The 15,847-nt window shown below is 65.2% G+C and carries 19 protein-coding genes; 6 read left to right on the plus strand and 13 right to left on the minus strand.

Annotated elements, in window-relative coordinates; translation table 11 throughout:
- Nucleotides 1-897 (plus strand): tyrosine recombinase XerC, encoded by an 897-nt coding sequence (gene xerC, locus CXB49_RS10150; protein ID WP_101708283.1) that lies wholly within the window; start codon nucleotides 1-3, stop codon nucleotides 895-897.
- Here the strand turns inward: xerC and CXB49_RS10155 are convergent.
- From CXB49_RS10155 to orn, 3 genes are all read right to left on the minus strand, one after another.
- A complete protein-coding gene (locus tag CXB49_RS10155) occupies nucleotides 894-1,394 on the minus strand; it encodes a CinA family protein (protein WP_101708284.1) in 501 nt (166 codons plus the stop codon). The two genes, xerC and CXB49_RS10155, sit on opposite strands and share 4 nt — an antisense overlap.
- Nucleotides 1,384-3,036 carry a glucose-6-phosphate isomerase gene (gene pgi / locus CXB49_RS10160; protein WP_101708285.1) on the minus strand — a complete coding sequence of 551 codons (1,653 nt, stop codon included), beginning with the start codon at nucleotides 3,034-3,036 and terminating at the stop codon, nucleotides 1,384-1,386. The genes CXB49_RS10155 and pgi overlap by 11 nt, the downstream gene beginning before the upstream one ends.
- Nucleotides 3,037-3,129: 93 nt before the next feature.
- Nucleotides 3,130-3,675, minus strand: coding sequence for an oligoribonuclease (orn, locus tag CXB49_RS10165; protein ID WP_101708286.1), 546 nt, complete (start codon nucleotides 3,673-3,675; stop codon nucleotides 3,130-3,132).
- Nucleotides 3,676-3,754: 79 nt separating this feature from the next.
- On the opposite strand from orn, the gene CXB49_RS10170 reads away from it, so the two are divergent.
- The 5 genes from CXB49_RS10170 to CXB49_RS10190 all read left to right on the plus strand — a co-directional run bounded on the left by CXB49_RS10170 (nucleotide 3,755) and on the right by CXB49_RS10190 (nucleotide 7,662).
- Nucleotides 3,755-5,002 (plus strand): M48 family metallopeptidase, encoded by a 1,248-nt coding sequence (locus CXB49_RS10170; RefSeq protein WP_101708287.1) that lies wholly within the window; start codon nucleotides 3,755-3,757, stop codon nucleotides 5,000-5,002.
- Nucleotides 4,999-5,325: a 4a-hydroxytetrahydrobiopterin dehydratase gene (locus tag CXB49_RS10175; protein ID WP_101708288.1), complete on the plus strand. Its 327-nt coding sequence runs from the start codon at nucleotides 4,999-5,001 to the stop codon at nucleotides 5,323-5,325. Before CXB49_RS10170 ends, CXB49_RS10175 begins: the two co-directional genes overlap by 4 nt.
- Nucleotides 5,322-6,200 (plus strand): ribosome small subunit-dependent GTPase A, encoded by an 879-nt coding sequence (gene rsgA, locus CXB49_RS10180; RefSeq protein WP_101708289.1) that lies wholly within the window; start codon nucleotides 5,322-5,324, stop codon nucleotides 6,198-6,200. Before CXB49_RS10175 ends, rsgA begins: the two co-directional genes overlap by 4 nt.
- A 116-nt stretch (nucleotides 6,201-6,316) precedes the next feature.
- Complete coding sequence (phbB, locus tag CXB49_RS10185) at nucleotides 6,317-7,057, plus strand: acetoacetyl-CoA reductase (RefSeq protein WP_101708290.1); 741 nt, start codon at nucleotides 6,317-6,319, stop codon at nucleotides 7,055-7,057.
- Between the two features lie 113 nt (nucleotides 7,058-7,170).
- Nucleotides 7,171-7,662, plus strand: coding sequence for a GAF domain-containing protein (locus tag CXB49_RS10190; RefSeq protein WP_101708291.1), 492 nt, complete (start codon nucleotides 7,171-7,173; stop codon nucleotides 7,660-7,662).
- A 62-nt stretch (nucleotides 7,663-7,724) separates the two neighbouring features.
- On the opposite strand, the gene CXB49_RS10195 is transcribed toward CXB49_RS10190, so the two are convergent.
- The 10 genes from CXB49_RS10195 to CXB49_RS10240 all read right to left on the minus strand — a co-directional run bounded on the left by CXB49_RS10195 (nucleotide 7,725) and on the right by CXB49_RS10240 (nucleotide 15,826).
- A complete protein-coding gene (locus tag CXB49_RS10195) occupies nucleotides 7,725-8,132 on the minus strand; it encodes an FKBP-type peptidyl-prolyl cis-trans isomerase (protein WP_101708292.1) in 408 nt (135 codons plus the stop codon).
- A 61-nt stretch (nucleotides 8,133-8,193) separates the two neighbouring features.
- Nucleotides 8,194-8,610, minus strand: coding sequence for a BLUF domain-containing protein (locus CXB49_RS10200; protein ID WP_101710672.1), 417 nt, complete (start codon nucleotides 8,608-8,610; stop codon nucleotides 8,194-8,196).
- Nucleotides 8,611-8,623: 13 nt separating this feature from the next.
- Nucleotides 8,624-9,325: a GTP cyclohydrolase I gene (gene folE, locus CXB49_RS10205; RefSeq protein ID WP_101708293.1), complete on the minus strand. Its 702-nt coding sequence runs from the start codon at nucleotides 9,323-9,325 to the stop codon at nucleotides 8,624-8,626.
- A 310-nt stretch (nucleotides 9,326-9,635) separates the two neighbouring features.
- Complete coding sequence (locus CXB49_RS10210) at nucleotides 9,636-10,904, minus strand: nitronate monooxygenase (protein ID WP_101708294.1); 1,269 nt, start codon at nucleotides 10,902-10,904, stop codon at nucleotides 9,636-9,638.
- Between the two features lie 103 nt (nucleotides 10,905-11,007).
- A complete protein-coding gene (locus tag CXB49_RS10215; RefSeq protein ID WP_101708295.1) occupies nucleotides 11,008-11,589 on the minus strand; it encodes a uracil-DNA glycosylase family protein in 582 nt (193 codons plus the stop codon).
- A complete protein-coding gene (locus tag CXB49_RS10220; protein WP_101708296.1) occupies nucleotides 11,586-12,521 on the minus strand; it encodes a 3-deoxy-7-phosphoheptulonate synthase in 936 nt (311 codons plus the stop codon). The genes CXB49_RS10215 and CXB49_RS10220 overlap by 4 nt, the downstream gene beginning before the upstream one ends.
- Nucleotides 12,518-13,120: a hypothetical protein gene (locus CXB49_RS10225; RefSeq protein ID WP_199406822.1), complete on the minus strand. Its 603-nt coding sequence runs from the start codon at nucleotides 13,118-13,120 to the stop codon at nucleotides 12,518-12,520. The genes CXB49_RS10220 and CXB49_RS10225 overlap by 4 nt, the downstream gene beginning before the upstream one ends.
- Before the next feature lie 9 nt (nucleotides 13,121-13,129).
- Nucleotides 13,130-13,711 carry a TIGR00730 family Rossman fold protein gene (locus CXB49_RS10230; protein WP_101708297.1) on the minus strand — a complete coding sequence of 194 codons (582 nt, stop codon included), beginning with the start codon at nucleotides 13,709-13,711 and terminating at the stop codon, nucleotides 13,130-13,132.
- A 149-nt stretch (nucleotides 13,712-13,860) separates the two neighbouring features.
- On the minus strand, nucleotides 13,861-14,931 hold the full coding sequence (gene pheA / locus CXB49_RS10235; RefSeq protein ID WP_101708298.1) for a prephenate dehydratase: 1,071 nt from the start codon (nucleotides 14,929-14,931) through the stop codon (nucleotides 13,861-13,863).
- 100 nt (nucleotides 14,932-15,031) lie between these two features.
- The gene (locus CXB49_RS10240) at nucleotides 15,032-15,826 is read right to left on the minus strand and encodes an alpha/beta fold hydrolase (protein WP_101708299.1); all 795 of its coding nucleotides are present in this window, start codon (nucleotides 15,824-15,826) and stop codon (nucleotides 15,032-15,034) included.
- Nucleotides 15,827-15,847 lie beyond the last annotated feature (21 nt).

A 15,847-nucleotide genomic window follows, 5' to 3' on the forward strand; every position in this document is an offset into this window, starting at 1 on the left:
GTGGGCGATGAATGGGTCGACCGCTTCGCCGCCCACCTGACGGTGGCCGGCCGCAGCCCGCACACGCTGGCCGCCTACCGCGCCGATCTCGCGCTGCTGCAGGACTTGCTGCAAGCGGTGCCGCTGCGCGACGCCGGCGCGACCGATCTGCGCAAGGCGCTGGCCCGGCTGCACGCCCAGGGCCTGGGCAGCCGCAGCCTGGCGCGGCGACTGTCCTCCTGGCGCAGCTTCTACCACTGGCTGCAGCAGGGCCTGCTGCGCGACGACAATCCCGCCGCCGGCCTGCGCCCGCCCAAGCGCGACAAGCTGCTGCCAAAGGCGCTGCCGGTCGACGGCGCCGCCGCGCTGCTGGACCGGATCGACGGAGACGGCGAACTGGACGTCCGCGACCGCGCGCTGTTCGAGCTGGTCTACAGCTGCGGCCTGCGGCTGTCGGAAACGGTGGGTTTGAATCTTCAGGATGTCGACTTTTCCGATCAGCTGCTGCGCATACATGGCAAGGGCGGCAAGACCAGACTGGTCCCGATAGGCGCCGAGGCGGCGCTCAGGCTGCGGCAGTGGCTGGCGTTGAGGCAGGCGTCCACCGACGAGGCCGCGCTGTTCACCGGCCGCCATGGCAGGCGACTGGGCGGGCGCCAGGTGGAAAAGCGGCTGCGCGACTGGGCGATCAAGACCGGTGCCGATCAGCATGTGCATCCGCACATGCTGCGCCACTCCTTCGCCTCGCACCTGCTGCAGTCGTCGGGCGATCTGCGCGCGGTGCAGGAGCTGCTCGGCCACGCCAATCTGTCCAGCACCCAGATCTACACCGCGCTGGATTTCCAGCACCTGGCCAAGGTGTACGACAACGCCCATCCGCGGGCGCGCAAGGGGCGCAAACCCGATGACGAGGACTAGGCCGCCCTGACGTGGCCCTGGATTCGCTCGATCAGCCGCGACAGGGCCTCCGCCGCGGCCTGCTCCCGCACCTGCTGGCGGTCGCCGGCGAAACGGCAGCTCCAGGCCTCGGTCTGGCCGCCCGGATGGGCGATGGCCAGCCAGACCAGGCCCACCGGCTTCTCCGGCGTGCCGCCGTCCGGTCCGGCGATGCCGGACACCGCCACCGCCCAGTCGGCGTCGGCCAGCGCCTGGCCGCCGGCCGCCATCTCGTGCACGACCAGCTCGCTGACCGCCCCGTGGTTCATCAACGACGACGCCTGCACGCCGAGCAACTGCTGCTTGGCCTGATTGCCGTAGCTGACCACGCCGTGGCTGAACCAGGCGGAGCTGCCCGGCACATCGGTGATCGCCGCGGCGATCAGCCCGCCGGTGCACGATTCGGCGGTCGCCACGCTCTCGCCGCGCGACAGCAAGGCCGCGCCCAGATCGGCGGCCAGTTGCCTGTTATTTGACATGGCGCTCCCTGTAATGTCGGATCAGACCGTTGGTAGAACTGTCGTGCGCCAGCTCGCTGGCATCGCCGGTCAGCTCGGGCAGGATGCGCCGCGCCAGCTGCTTGCCGTACTCGACGCCCCATTGGTCGAATGAATTGATGCCCCAGATCACACCCTGCACGAATACCTTGTGCTCGTACAGCGCCATCAGCATGCCCATGCTGTAAGGCGTCACCTTGTCCAACGCCAGCGTGTTGGACGGCTGATTGCCGGGAAACAGCTTCTGCGGCAGCAGCATGTCCAGCTCCTCGCCCGACAGCCGACTCAGCTCCTGCATCACCTCGGCCTCGCTCTTGCCTCGCATCAGCGCCTCGGTCTGCGCCAGGCAATTGGCCACCAGCACCTCATGCTGGCTGGCCAGCGGATAATGGCTGTTCAGCGGCAGGATGAAGTCGCACGGCACCAGCCGGGTGCCCTGATGCAGCAGCTGGAAGAAGGCGTGCTGGCTGTTGGCTCCCTCCTCGCCCCAGATCACCGGACCGGTATCGAAATCCAGCGCCTCGCCCAGCCGTCCCACCCGCTTGCCGTTGGACTCCATGTCCAGCTGCTGGATATGGGCCGGCAATCGGCGCAAACCGTGATCGTACGGCATGATGGCATGAGTATGCGCCCGGTAGAAGGTGTTGTACCAGATGCCGATCAGCGCCAGCAGCACCGGCATATTGGCGGCGAACGGCGTCTCGAAGAAATGGCGGTCCATCGCGTGGCCGCCGTCGAGGAAGGCGCGGAAATGGTCGTAGCCGATGGCCAGCATCACCGGCAGGCCAATCGCCGACCACACCGAGTAGCGGCCGCCGACCCAGTCCCAAAAGCCGAACATGTGCTTGGGATCGATGCCGAAAGCCCGGACCGCCGGCTCATTGGTCGACACCGCGACGAAATGGCGGGCGATGTCGGCCTCCCCGCCCGCTTGCAGAAACCAGCCGCGCGCCGCCTGGGCGTTCAGCAGGGTCTCCGGCGTGGTGAACGATTTGGAGGCGACGATGAACAGCGTGCTGGCCGGATCCAGCCCTTCCAGCGTGCGCGCCAGGTGCTGGCCGTCGACATTGGACACGAAATGGACGTTCAGCCGCCGGTCGGCGTAGGCCGACAGCGCCTCCTTCACCACCAGCGGCCCCAGGTCGGAACCGCCGATGCCCAGATTGACCACGTCGCGTATCGGCTGGCCGGTGAAACCGAGCCAGCGTCCGTCGCGCACTTGCTCGCTGAAATCCTTGAGCCGGGCCAGCACCCGATGGACGTCGGCGACCGCGTCGCGGCCGTCGACGCTCAGCCGCGCGTCGGCCGGCAGCCGCAGCGCCGTGTGCAGCGCCGCCCGCCCCTCGCTGACGTTGATGTGCGCGCCGGTGCGCATTTTCTCCATCCAGCCGGCGAGATCGGCCACCCGGGCCAGCTCGAACAGCAGCTCCAGCGTGCGCTCGGTGATGCGGTTCTTCGAATAGTCGAGCAGCAGGCCGTCCAGCTCCAGCGAAAAACGCTGGAAGCGCTGCGGATCGAGATCGAACAGCTCGCGCATGTGCATATGGCGCGTCGCGCGCTGATGTTGGTGCAGCTTGGACCAGATCTGGGTGGAATTGATGTCGGTGTGGCGTTGAGAAACCATGTTTCCTGCCAAGAGGGATGAGGTGAACGCCGAAAAGGGCCGCCCGGATCCGGCCGGCCCTGCCGTCGCGACGATGGCCGCGCTTGTCGCTTCTTACAACTTCAGGAAGTGCTCGCGGTAATAGCGCATTTCCTCTATCGATTCCATGATGTCGGCCAGCGCCTCGTGCTTGCCGCGCTTGACCACGCCTTTGGCCACTTCCGGCTTCCAGCGCTTGCACAGCTCCTTCAGCGTGGAGACGTCCAGGTTGCGGTAATGGAAATAGGCTTCCAGCCTGGGCATCCAGCGCGCCATGAATCGGCGGTCCTGATGAATGGTGTTGCCGCACATCGGGCTGCCGCGCTCCGGCACGTGCTGCGCCATGAAGTCCAGCAGCCGCTGCTCGGCCTCGGCCTCGTTGACGGCCGAGTTCTTCACCTTCTCGATCAGGCCGCTCTTGCCGTGGGTGTTCTTGTTCCAGTCGTCCATGCCGTCGAGGACGGCGTCGGACTGGTGGATCACCAGCACGGGGGATTCGGCCACCACGTTCAGGTTGCTGTCGGTGACAATCATCGCCACTTCGATGATGCGGTCGCTGTCCGGACTCAGCCCCGTCATCTCCATGTCGAGCCAGATGAGGTTATTGGTATCTTGTGCCATACTAGTCAATCTTTGGAAAACCCTGCCATTTTCCTTCATTGCCGCCCGCGCGGCAAACCCGATACCTGCACGGACACCCATGACTGAAGCATTCTCCCTGCTATTCGCCGCCGCGCTGACGCTGACGCTGTGCCTGAAGCTGTGGCTGGGCTGGCGACACATCCGCCACATCGGCCGCCACCGCGACCAGGTGCCGGCCGATTTTCGCGACAGCATCACCGCGGAACAGCACCGTCACGCCGCCGATTACACCATAGCCAAAACCCGGCTGGGTCTGCTGGGCACCTGGGTGGACACCGCGCTGATCGCCGTCCTCACTTTCGGTGGCGGCCTGCAATGGCTGGCCGAACGCTGCATGCAATGGCTCCCGCAGCCGCTGCCGTCCGGCGTCGCGCTGATCGCCGCCGTCGCCGTCGTCTCCAGCCTGGTGTCGCTGCCGCTGACGCTGTACGGCACCTTCGGCATCGAGAGCCGCTTCGGCTTCAACAAGACCACCGTGGGCCTGTATCTCGTCGACCAGCTGAAGGGCATCGCGCTCGGCGTGGCGATCGGCCTGCCGCTGATCGCGCTGATCCTGTGGCTGATGGACGCGTCCGGCCCGCTGTGGTGGTTGTGGGTATGGCTGGTCTGGTCCGCCTTCCAGCTGTTGATGGTGGCGCTGTATCCGACGCTGATCGCGCCGCTGTACAACAAGTTCAAGCCACTGGAAGACCAGGCGCTGAAGGCCAGGATCGAAGCCTTGCTGCAGCGCGCCGGCTTTCAGAGCCAGGGCGTGTTCGTGATGGACGGCTCGCGCCGATCCAGCCACGGCAACGCCTATTTCACCGGCTTCGGCGACACCAAGCGCATCGTGTTCTTCGACACGCTGCTGTCCCAGCTGAGCCACGCCGAAATCGAAGCGGTGCTGGCCCACGAACTCGGTCATTTCAAGCGCCGCCACATCGTCAAGCGCATCGCGGTGATCTTCGTCCTGTCGCTGGCGCTGCTGTGGCTGCTGGGGCAGTTGCTGCATGCGCCGTGGTTCTACGCTGGACTCGGCGTCGCCGCGCCCAGCACCGCGATGGCGCTGATCCTGTTCTTCACCGCGGCGCCGGCCTTCGCCTTCCCGCTGACGCCGCTGTCCAGCCGCCTGTCCCGCGTGCATGAATACGAGGCCGACGATTTCGCGTCCGAGCAGACCCGCGCCGACGACCTGATCGCCGCGCTGGTCAAACTGTACCGCGACAACGCGTCCACGCTGACGCCCGACCCCATCCATTCGACTTTCTACGATTCGCACCCGCCCGCCACGCTGCGCATCCAACACCTGAAAGGAAACCGAGCATGAATCTGCTGGAACTGTCCTGCACCCCGCAACACGGCCGGGACCCGCTGGCCGACAACACCGTCACCCAGCTGCTGTCCGGCCTGCCCGGCTGGCAGGTCGACGGCATCGAGCTGAACAAGACCTACCATTTCGCCAACTACCACGAGACGATGGCCTTCGTGAACGCGCTGGCCTGGATCGCCCATCGCGAAGACCATCATCCGGACATGTCGGTGCATTACAACCGCGCGGTGGTGAACTTCAGCACCCATGACGCCGGCGGCCTGACCCTCAACGACTTCATCTGCGCGGCCAAGACCGAAGCGCTGATGCGCCGCCCATGACCGCCAGCACCGGACAGATCATCCGCAGCCACGGCCGCCGCTTCATCGTCGAAGCCGCCGATGGCCGCGTTTACGATTGCACCACCCGCGGCAAGCGCGTCGACTACGCCTGCGGCGACCATGTCGACATCCTGATCCAGAACCAGGAACAGGCGGTGATAGAACGCGCGCAAGAGCGCCGCAGCCTGCTCTACCGCCAGGACGACTGGAAAACCAAGGTGATCGCCGCCAACGTCAGCCGCATCCTGTTCGTGGTCGCCGCCGTGCCCAGCCCCAACGAGGAGTTGCTGGGCCGCTGCCTGATCGCCGCCGAGGCCGGCGACATCGAACCCATCATCGTCGTCAACAAGTCCGATCTGCCGGAAACCGCGCCGCTGCTGAAAAAACTGCAGCTGTACGCCGATTTGGGCTACCAGTTGCTGGTCCTGTCGGCCAAGCAGGACTTCTCGCCGCTGCGGCCGCTGCTCAGCGGCCATACCAGCGTGCTGGTCGGCCAGTCCGGCATGGGCAAGTCCACGCTGACCAATGCGCTGCTGCCGGACGCCAACGCCCGTATCGGCGACATCTCCACCGCGCTGGATTCCGGCCGTCACACCACCACCCACGCCGCGCTCTACCATCTGGACGAGGACAGTCATCTGATCGACTCGCCCGGCTTGCAGGAGTTTGGCTTAAAACACTTGCAAGCAGCTGATTTGATCCGTTATTTTCCGGAAATGCGCCAGTATATCGGCCAGTGTCGCTTCCATAACTGTTCGCATTGCGTCGAGCCGAATTGTGCGATTATGGCCGCAGCGGACAAAGGCGGCATCGCACGGCATCGGCTAAGCTTGTTACAGAGGCTGACGCATGAACTGACGCCGGCTAGATTGTAAATAAGAAAGCACACACTCTTTATTTACTTTTCATGGCTGCCTGAATATGCTGTAACAAAAGGGATCAAGCATCACGCAAGCATAAAACTTCAAAATTCAACTGAGGAGCCAGCATCATGACGAAACGGATTGCGCTTGTCACAGGCGGCATGGGCGGTATCGGAACCGCCATCTGCAGGGCCCTGGCCGAAGCGGGACACGTGGTGGTGACCACCTACAGCCGGCCCGGCCGCGAGCAGGCCTGGCATGCCGACATGAAGGGGCTGGGTTTCAACGACATTCACAGTTATCTGTGCGACGTCACCGACTTCGCCGCCTGCCAGGAAGTGACGGCCCGGATCGCCAAGAACATCGGCCCGGTCGGCATCCTGGTCAACAATGCCGGCATCACCCGCGACGCCAGCTTCAGGAAGCAGAGCAAGGACGATTGGGACGCGGTGATCCGCACCAATCTGGACTCGGTGTTCAATATGACCAAGCCGGTGCTGGACGGCATGCTGGACTCCGGCTTCGGCCGCATCGTCAACATCTCGTCGATCAATGGCCAGAAGGGTCAGTTCGGTCAGACCAATTACTCGGCGGCCAAGGCCGGGATGCACGGCTTCACGATGGCGCTGGCCCAGGAAGTCGCCAAAAAGGGCGTGACGGTCAACACCATCTCCCCCGGCTACATCGCCACCGAGATGGTGATGGCGGTGCCGGAAGACGTCCGCAACAAGATCATCGCCCAGATTCCGGTCGGCCGCCTCGGCAAGCCGGAGGAGATCGCGGCGCTGGTCGGCTTCCTCTGCTCCGACAGCGCCGGCTTCATCACCGGCAGCAATATCGCGATGAACGGCGGCCAACACATGATGTAATGCCTTCGGGCTCCCTCAGACTCCATTGACGCCGCCCCGCTCCGGGCGGCGTTTTCTTTTCGCCGAAGCCGTGTATGCTGTCAGGTCCACAATCCCGAAATATTGCGATACCGATGGCAGAACACCTGATCATAGAAGGCGCCAGCAAGGCGGAAAAATACCAGACACTGCTGCCGCAGGCCCACGCGCTGATTCAAGGCGAGACCGATCTCGTCGCCGCGCTGGCCAATCTGTCGGCCGCGCTGGCGACCACCTTCGACTGGCTGTGGACCGGCTTCTACCTGGTCAAGAACGAACAACTGGTGCTGGGGCCGTTCCAGGGGCCGATCGCCTGCACGCGCATTCCGCATGGCCGCGGCGTATGCGGCAGCGCCTGGGCGCAGAACCGCACCTTGCTGGTCGACGACGTCGACGCCTTCCCCGGCCATATCGCCTGCTCATCCAGCGCCCGTTCCGAAATCGTGGTGCCGATCCGCGACGCCGCCGGCAAGGTCGTGGCGGTGCTGGACGTGGACTCCGACCAGCTCGCGAGCTTCGACCAGACCGACGCCGACTATCTCGAGCGCATCGTCGCGCCGCTGGCGGCGCTGCTCCCCGCCGGCTGAGGCCCGTCCCCATGAAAAAAGCCCGGCTTGTCCGGGCTTTTTTTGCTCATGCGCTTCGCACCTTACTTCTGGATGTCCAGCAGCTCCACCTCGAAGTAGAGGTCGGTGTTCGGCGGGATCGCGCCCGGCGCGCCGCGGCTGCCGTAAGCGGTGGCCGCCGGGCAGAACAGCTTAGCCTTGCTGCCGACTGCCATCAAGCCGACGCCTTGCGTCCAGCACGGAATCACGCGGTTCAGCGGGAAACTGATCGGACCGCCGTTCTTGTACGAGCTGTCGAACTCCTTGCCGTCCTTGAAGGTGCCGCGATAGTTGACCTTGACGGTGTCGGTCGGCTTGGGCAGCGCGCCCTTGCCGGCGACGAGGGTCTCGATCCTGACGCCGGATGGCAGCGTCTTGGTGACAGGGGCGGCCTGGGCGGCCGCGCCGCCGGCCAGCAGGGCCAGCGCGACGATGATGCTGAGTCGGGACATGATTCTTTCCGTGGGTTGGATGAACGGCGGGCCGAAACGGCCCGCCGGTGCGAATACGGCGCTACTGTATGCTGCCGGACTCGGCAAGGTCTTCCAGCAGCCGCTCGGCGCCGGCGCCCGGCATCGTGAATGGCTCCAGCATCGGCAGCGGGGAATGACGCAGGATCAGCGAGGCGTTCAGCTTGTCCAGCGCCACCTCGGCCATGCTCCAGTTGGCGAACTTGCGCTGCTCGATCTCCTGGAAGGACAGCAGCGTCAGCGAGTGATGGCGGGCATCGTGGGCCAGCTTCAGATACAGGCGGTTGACATGGGCCCTGCTGCCTTCCAGCACCTGCATGAAGATGTCCTGGCTATAGCACAGCAGCCCGGTGATCCCCTGCGCCGGATTATTCCGCCTGGCGGCGCCGAGAATCTCATCGACCAGCGCCTTGCTGACCGGCTCCTGCGCCCTGCTACAATAAATCAGGCGAACCAGCATGGCCATGCCTCCGTTACGGTTTGTGCATCAGCGACAGGAATTCCCGACGCAGATTGGCATCGGTCAGGAACGATCCGCGCATGACGCTGTTGGTCATCTTGCTATTGCTGTCCTTGACGCCGCGCCAGTGCATGCAGAAGTGGTCGGCCTCCATCACGATGGCCAGGCCGTCCGGCTGCAACTTGCGCATCAGCAGATCGGCGATTTGCGACACCGCCTCCTCCTGGATCTGCGGGCGCGTCATCACCCAGTCTATCAGCCTGGCATACTTGGACAGGCCGATCAGATTGGAATTCTCGTTCGGCATCACGCCCACCCAGACGCGGCCGATGATGGGGCACAGATGATGCGAGCAGGCGCTGCGGACGGTGACCGGGCCGACGATCATCAGTTCGTTCAACCGTTCCACATTGGGAAACTCGGTGCTGGGCGGCATCTGCACATAGCGGCCGCGGAACACCTCGCGCAGAAACATCTTGGCCACCCGTCTGGCGGTATCCTGGGTGTTGTGATCGTTCTCGGTGTCGATCACCAGGCTTTCCAACACCCCCTTCAGCTTGGCCTGCACCTCGTCCTGCAAGGCCTCCAGCTCGCCGTCCTCGATGAAATCGGCGATATTGTCATTGGCGTGAAAACGGGCTCCCGCCTGCTGCAGGCGGTAACGAATCTTGTGAGAAACGGCTTCCTGCTGGTTCTGCTTGTCGATTTTGCTCATTGTTTATTACGTGTTCGCAAGAAAATGGAAATCATTCCGGGTATGTGACAACCGCGCGTGGCGGCTGCAAGAGCCTGGTCTGCCATCAACATGCCGGAAGCCTGACATGGTGCGCCGATGGTAGAACAGCCGGCAATTCGATGCAAACGCTAGCATCGCCGCCCTTCCCGCACCCGCGGGCATCGGGCGCAAACCATTAATGCTATATAATTGAAAGCGTCGCAGCAATACCTGACATTGACATTACCACAAGCAAAACTAAAGCGGCATTCCCCTTGCGAAGAATGCCGCTCCATCCTAAGAGCCTACGTTAGCCCACCAGCAGGCACTCCTCGCGCTTGGGCAGCGCGATCTGGTGGTCGCGACTGTACTGGTAATCATGGAACACGTGCTCGGCGCTGAGCAGCTGATAGCTGCCGTCGACGCGGCGGTGGGACGTGTCCTTCAACCTGTAGGCGTAATGGCCGCAGGTCCAGCAGTCGAAATTGCGCATATGGGTGCACAAACAGGTCTTTTCCCACACCGGCACGCGCTTGACCCCCGGATTTTCCGCCTGGGCCTTCTGGTAGGCCTCGATGTAGGAGCAGCTGCCCTTGGCGTCCAGCAGATAACCGTAGGCCTCGCAATTCGGCCGTATGCTGTCGCCGATGGCCGGGCAACTCTTGATCATCCGCATCGGATAGCCGGTCGGCGACAGCTGGTTGACCTCGATATCGTCCTCGCTGGCCTTGAAGTATTCCTGCTGCACTTTTTCCGGCAGGCCGCATTCGCGGGCCACGGTGAAGCGGGTCGCCACCTGCACCGCGCCGGCGCCGGCTTCCAGGAAGGCGGTCGCGTCGCTGCCGGTGAAGACGCCGCCGGCAGGAATCAGCGGGATGTCCAGCTGCTCGGCGCGCAGCCAGTCGCGAATCTCGGCGAAGATGGTGCCGAGATCGTACTGGGCCCAGTCCATGCCGAAGCCCAGGTGGCCGCCGGCCAACGGGCCTTCCACCACCACATAGTCGGGCTGGCGGCCGCTGCGGCCGTTTTTCTTCAGGAACAGCTGCAGCGCGCGCAGCGACGAAACGATGATGCCGAGCTTGGCGTCGTGAAAACGCGGATGGTCCTCGATCAGCGAGAACGAACCCAGGTGCAGGCCGGCCGCCAGCGTGATGCCGTCGATGCCGGCGTCCAGCGCCGCGCGCATCCGCGTCCGCAGCGTCTCCTTCGGCGCGTTCATCGTCAGTTTTTCCATGCAGTTGATGAATACCAGGCCATCGCCCTGCTTCTGCTGCATGGTGTTGCCGACGTGCAGGCGGGTCGCCTCTTCCAGCACGCCGAGGTCGAAGCGAACCACGGACTTGTCCGGGTTCTCGACATTGAATTTGTATTGGGCCAGCTTGCTCTTGACGAACTTGGTATTGAAACGGCGATCGGTCACCGTCGGCACCATCGCGTCGGAAATATGGCCGACGCCGCCCAGCCGCGCGGCTTCCAGCGCCAGTTGCGCGGTGGAAATATCGACGCCCATGCCGCCAATGACGACAGGCACCAGTTCATGCTTACCCAGCTTCAGGCGAAAATCATCAACACACTTCATCGTGACGGGTCTCTCCGTATAACTGGGCCGAATTATCACCTGCGGAACGATGGAAATCCATATTTTTAGAGTTTTTGCTCATGCCCGCGCCAAACGCGCCAAACTATCTCGCCAACACCTCCCTCACCCGCCTGCGCAGCGCCGGCAGCAACTCGGTTTCGAACCAGCGGTTGCGCGCCAGCCACATCTGATTGCGCGGACTCGGATGCGGCAGCGGAATCACGGCCGGCCAATACTCGCGCCAGGCCGCCACCGTCTCCGTCAGCGTGCGCTTGCGCGCAGGCAGGTGGCAGGCCTGCGCGTAAGCGCCCACCGCCAGCACCAGCTCCACCCGTTCAAGCAGCGGCAGCAGGCGCGGATGCCACAGCCGGCGGCATTCCGGCCTGGGCGGCAAATCGCCGTTCGGCCCGGTGCCGGGGTAACAGAAACCCATAGGCACGATGGCGAAGCAGGCCGGATCGTAAAACGTATCGACATCGATGCCCAACCACTCTCTCAAACGCTTGCCGCTGGCGTCATCCCAGGGCACTCCGCTCTCGTGCACCTTGCGTCCCGGCGCCTGGCCGGCCAGCAGAATGCGGGAGGCGGCGGCGGCCCGGAACACCGGCCGGGGCCCGCAGGGCAATGACGCCTCGCAGGCCCGGCAGTCCGCGATCTCCGTCAGCAAGACCTCCAGCACGCTCATTCGACGGCGCCGTCCAACCATTCCCGCCAGGCCGGCGCCTCGTCGTCGCTCCACGCCGCGCCATCCAGCATCAGGCCGCAGGCGCCGGTGATCATCGCCGCGCGCGCCAGCGCCACGCCCCCCGCCATCGGCGCGGCGACGATCAAGGGCAGATGGGTCCGCCTGCGCAGACTGGCCAAACCGCCGACGTCCAGGCTGACGGACTGGCCGTCGCCGCCGCATTCGCACAACACGATCTGGTGATTGCCGCCGAGCGCGACATGTTCCGCCGCGGCCAGCCACTCGTCCAGGGTCAGACGATTGTCCCGCTGCAAGATGACAGCTTTATTGATGCGGCCGACTTCCCGCAACAATTCGACATTGCCAAGCGATTGCGGCGGCAGCAGCAGCGCCTCCGTCTGCCGCTCCAGGTGCGCGTCCAACAGGCGGACGTCGCGCAATTCGGCCACGGCGTCCAGGCCGGCCTCGCCGGCGACGTCGTGCAGGCGGTCCAGCTCGGACACGCCCAGGGTCCGGTAATGGTAGGGACTGGCGTGGCTGCGTCCGCCGCCGGCGTACAACAGCTTGCCGCCGGCCGCCGCGACCTGGCGCGCGACGGCGCGCAGCGCGTCCTCGCTCCAGTCCTGCGCGCTGCCGCCCAGCCATGCCGTCCCGCCGGCGCCAAACACCGCCCGCCCCATTCTGACCCGCGTGTCCTGCGGCTGCGCCGCCCTCGACACGATGCGGTAATCGCCGACCACTCTCAGCGCGCGCTCGACGCCGGCCATCGATTCGAACGAGGCCGCGTCCATTCCCCTCTCCTCGCCCACCGCGCCGATCACCGTGCGCTCGATGCCGCGGGACACGTGGGCTGCCAGGCCGGCTCCCTCTATTCTGGACACCACGTCCCGCACTTCGGCCTCGCTCGCGCGAGCACTCATCACGACAATCATCTATCAGTCTCCTTGCCCTCGAGCGCCGAGGACACGTTCCGGCGCAGGCGGTCGGCCAGCCGCCGGGCAAGGCGGGTCAGCGGCGACGGCTGCGCCCAGAAGCGGCGCGCCCGCATTTTCGCCAGCCTTGCCCAGCGCCATGGCAGCGAACCCCGCAACCGTTCGAACACCCAGGCGCGCAAGCGGCCGAAACGCTGATACCAGCGCACGAACCACGGCACCGACATCAGCGCCGGCCGGGTCAGCGTGAACAGCCAGGCGGCCAGCGCGGTGCCGCCTACCTTGGCCAGCAGGATCACCGCCAGGCCCAGCAGCGCATGGCCCTGCTCGATCAGGAACAGCGCCGCCAGCTTGACCGGCAGCAAGGCCAGCGCCGGCACCAGGAACAGGGCCAGCGCCGTCTTCGGCTGACGACTCGCCACCCAGCTCTCCAGCGCGGCGAACGGCGGCCAGCGCCCAAGCCTGGCCAGCGCCGCGGCCAGCTCGTCCCACGCGTACTCTTCAAAAACGATGATGGCCGCCAGCAGCAGCGCCAGCGGCCAGGCCATCGCCCGTCGCGCGCGCAGCCATGGCGACGCCCGCATGTCAGCCTTTCCCATGGCTATCGCTCAGGTGCGGGTCAGGTCCAGCCACTTGGCGACGTGGCTGGGTCGGTATTGCCGCATCCAGTCGAGCAGCGCCGGCAGCTCCCGCTCGATGCGGAACAGGTCCAGATTGCCCTTGGGAACGAAACCCTCGCCGACCGCGTGTTCCACCAGCGCCCGCAACGGCCGGTAGAAATCGCCGGCGTCGAGCACGCCTACCGGCTTGTTGTGCACCGACAGCTGCGCCCAGGTCAGGATCTCGAACAATTCGTCGAAGGTGCCGAAACCGCCCGGCAGCGCGATGAAGCCGTCGGACAGCTGCGCCATCATGGCCTTGCGCTGATGCATGGTTTCGGTGACATGCAGCTCGCTCAGTCCCATATGGGCCACTTCCTTGGCTTTCAGGAACTCCGGAATCACGCCGATCACCCGGCCGCCGGCTGCGAGCGCCGCGTCGGCGGCCACGCCCATCAAACCCACCTTGCCGGCGCCGTAGACCAGGGTGATGCCCTGTTCGGCCAGCGTGCGGCCGAAATCCCGCGCGGCGGCCTCGTACTCGGGCCGCGTCCCCTTGTTGGAACCGCAGAACAGACAGATCGATTTCATTTTGTTTATCCGTTTCAAAAAATAAGAGCCTGCTCATGATCCTTTTATCAGCGCCCCGGGGCCGTTTCTGCAAATGGCCGCTGCCGGGAAAAGATCGCGAGCAGGCTCCAGGGGCCGGAAGATCCCGGCCCCGGATCATGCCGGACGGCTCACAACACCGCCGTCGGGTAGGAGCCCAGCACCTTGACGAAGGAGGTGCGTTCGGACAGCCCCTTCAGCGCGCGCTGCACGTTTTCGTCCTGGCGGTGGCCTTCCAGGTCGATGAAGAACACGTAGTCCCACAAGCCGGCCCGGGACGGCCGCGATTCGAACTTGCTCATCGACACGCCGTTGGCCGCCACCGGCTCCAGCAACTGATGCACCGCGCCCGGCCGGTTCGGCGCCGACACCACGATGGAGGTCTTGTCCTGGCTGGTGGCGCCGACGTCCTGCAGGCCCAGCACCAGGAAGCGGGTGGTGTTGTTCGGCTCGTCCTCGACGTTTTCCGCCAGTTTCAGCAGGCCGTAGCGCTCGGCCGCGGCCTGGCCGGCGATGGCGGCGGCCGATTCGTCCTCGGCCGCCAGCCGCGCCGCTTCGGCGTTGCTGGCCACCGATACCCGTTCGACATCGGCGGGCAGGTTCTTGTTCAACCACTCATGGCATTGCGCCAGCGCCTGGGCGTGGGCGTAGACGCGGCGGATGCCGTCCAGGCCCTCGGTCTGGCGCAGCAGATGGTGGTGAATGCGCAGCACCACCTCGCCGCAGATCTTCAGCGGCGAGGTGACCATCAGGTCCAGCGTCCGGCCGACCGCGCCCTCGGTGGAGTTCTCCACCGGCGCCACCACGTAGTCCAGCGCGCGCGACTCGACCAGGCGGAACGCTTCGTCCACCGAGGAACAGGCGACGGTGCGGGCGGCGTGGCCGAAATGCTTGATCGTGGCCAGCTGGCTGAACGTGCCCTCCGGCCCCAGATAGGCGATGGACAGCGGCTTTTCCAGGGCCAGGCACTCGGACATCACTTCGCGGAACAAGCGGGCGATGGACTCGCTCGGCAGCGGCCCCGGGTTTAAGTCCTTCAGGCGGCGCAGCACATGGGCCTCGCGCTCCGGGCGGTAGATGACGCCGCCGCCCTTGATCTCGCCGATCTCGCGGGCGTGGCTCGCGCGTCGATTCAGCAGGTTGAGGATTTCGACGTCGATGGCGTCGATGGCGTCTCGGTGTTGCTTCAGCAGGTGTTCCATCGTCACAGGCTTCGGTCTTTCATGCAGGCTGGAGTTAGCCTTAGTTTCCGCGAGAACACCATCCGTCGCAAGCCTTGTCGCGCCGCAGCAAGGCCGGCGGTCAGCCGCGCGGCAGCCGCTCCAGCAGTTCGAGGATGTGATCGGCGGCTTGCAGCGGCCGCTCCAGCGGAAATAGATGGCTGCCGGGATGGTATTCGACCTGGATGCCGAACTGTCGGCGCATGAAGCGGATGTCGGCCCCGCCCAGCACGTCGGACGCCTCGCCGGCGATGACGGCCGCCGGCACTTTCAACCCTCCCTTGTGGCGCGGGAAGTCGTGCGGCAGCGTCGCATAGATGTCGTGCTCGACCTGGGGGCGGAACTTCAGCCGTCGCCCGCCATGGCCGTCTTCCTGCGTGCCGAGTTCGGCATAGTCGGCCAGGCAGTCCGGATCGAAGCGCGCGAACATGGTCTTGCGGGCGAAATAGTCGCGCGCCATCGCCGCCGAGGCCCAGTTGTCCCGCCGCTTCAGCGAGTTGCCGCCGGGCGTCACCCGCTGGATGAAGCCGAAGCGCTTGGCCAGCCAGATGCCGAACGAGCGCGACGGCCCCATCAACGGCGAATCGAGAATGACGATGGCGCGAAACAGCTCGGGCCGCTTCAGAGCGGCGTAGAACATCAGGAAGCCGCCCAGCGAATGGCCGACGCCGACCACCGGGCCGGCGTAATTCCGCTCGATGTAGGCGATGCTCTCGTCCACCAGATGCGGCCAGCAATCGGTCACCGGATAGGCCGGATCGTGGCCTATGGTGTCCAGAAAGCCGACCTGGTGATGCTCGCCCAGCCGCGACAGCAGCTTGCGATAGACCGACGCCGGAAAGCTGTTGGCGTGGGCGAAATGGATGGTTTCCCTCATAAATCCCTCTGAAAACCGGCT

Origin of the sequence: Chromobacterium sp. ATCC 53434, from assembly GCF_002848345.1 — a bacterium.
Classification (GTDB): domain Bacteria; phylum Pseudomonadota; class Gammaproteobacteria; order Burkholderiales; family Chromobacteriaceae; genus Chromobacterium.

What these genes read in the sequence shown, in the direction of transcription:
- CXB49_RS10155 (WP_101708284.1), bottom strand. Translation starts at nt 1,394, where the DNA reads ATGTCAAATAACAGGCAACTGGCCGCCGATCTGGGCGCGGCCTTGCTG.
- pgi (WP_101708285.1), bottom strand. Translation starts at nt 3,036, where the DNA reads ATGGTTTCTCAACGCCACACCGACATCAATTCCACCCAGATCTGGTCC.
- orn (WP_101708286.1), bottom strand. Translation starts at nt 3,675, where the DNA reads ATGGCACAAGATACCAATAACCTCATCTGGCTCGACATGGAGATGACG.
- CXB49_RS10170 (WP_101708287.1), top strand. Translation starts at nt 3,755, where the DNA reads ATGACTGAAGCATTCTCCCTGCTATTCGCCGCCGCGCTGACGCTGACG.
- CXB49_RS10175 (WP_101708288.1), top strand. Translation starts at nt 4,999, where the DNA reads ATGAATCTGCTGGAACTGTCCTGCACCCCGCAACACGGCCGGGACCCG.
- rsgA (WP_101708289.1), top strand. Translation starts at nt 5,322, where the DNA reads ATGACCGCCAGCACCGGACAGATCATCCGCAGCCACGGCCGCCGCTTC.
- phbB (WP_101708290.1), top strand. Translation starts at nt 6,317, where the DNA reads ATGACGAAACGGATTGCGCTTGTCACAGGCGGCATGGGCGGTATCGGA.
- CXB49_RS10190 (WP_101708291.1), top strand. Translation starts at nt 7,171, where the DNA reads ATGGCAGAACACCTGATCATAGAAGGCGCCAGCAAGGCGGAAAAATAC.
- CXB49_RS10195 (WP_101708292.1), bottom strand. Translation starts at nt 8,132, where the DNA reads ATGTCCCGACTCAGCATCATCGTCGCGCTGGCCCTGCTGGCCGGCGGC.
- CXB49_RS10200 (WP_101710672.1), bottom strand. Translation starts at nt 8,610, where the DNA reads ATGCTGGTTCGCCTGATTTATTGTAGCAGGGCGCAGGAGCCGGTCAGC.
- folE (WP_101708293.1), bottom strand. Translation starts at nt 9,325, where the DNA reads ATGAGCAAAATCGACAAGCAGAACCAGCAGGAAGCCGTTTCTCACAAG.
- CXB49_RS10210 (WP_101708294.1), bottom strand. Translation starts at nt 10,904, where the DNA reads ATGAAGTGTGTTGATGATTTTCGCCTGAAGCTGGGTAAGCATGAACTG.
- CXB49_RS10215 (WP_101708295.1), bottom strand. Translation starts at nt 11,589, where the DNA reads ATGAGCGTGCTGGAGGTCTTGCTGACGGAGATCGCGGACTGCCGGGCC.
- CXB49_RS10220 (WP_101708296.1), bottom strand. Translation starts at nt 12,521, where the DNA reads ATGATTGTCGTGATGAGTGCTCGCGCGAGCGAGGCCGAAGTGCGGGAC.
- CXB49_RS10225 (WP_199406822.1), bottom strand. Translation starts at nt 13,120, where the DNA reads ATGGGAAAGGCTGACATGCGGGCGTCGCCATGGCTGCGCGCGCGACGG.
- CXB49_RS10230 (WP_101708297.1), bottom strand. Translation starts at nt 13,711, where the DNA reads ATGAAATCGATCTGTCTGTTCTGCGGTTCCAACAAGGGGACGCGGCCC.
- pheA (WP_101708298.1), bottom strand. Translation starts at nt 14,931, where the DNA reads ATGGAACACCTGCTGAAGCAACACCGAGACGCCATCGACGCCATCGAC.
- CXB49_RS10240 (WP_101708299.1), bottom strand. Translation starts at nt 15,826, where the DNA reads ATGAGGGAAACCATCCATTTCGCCCACGCCAACAGCTTTCCGGCGTCG.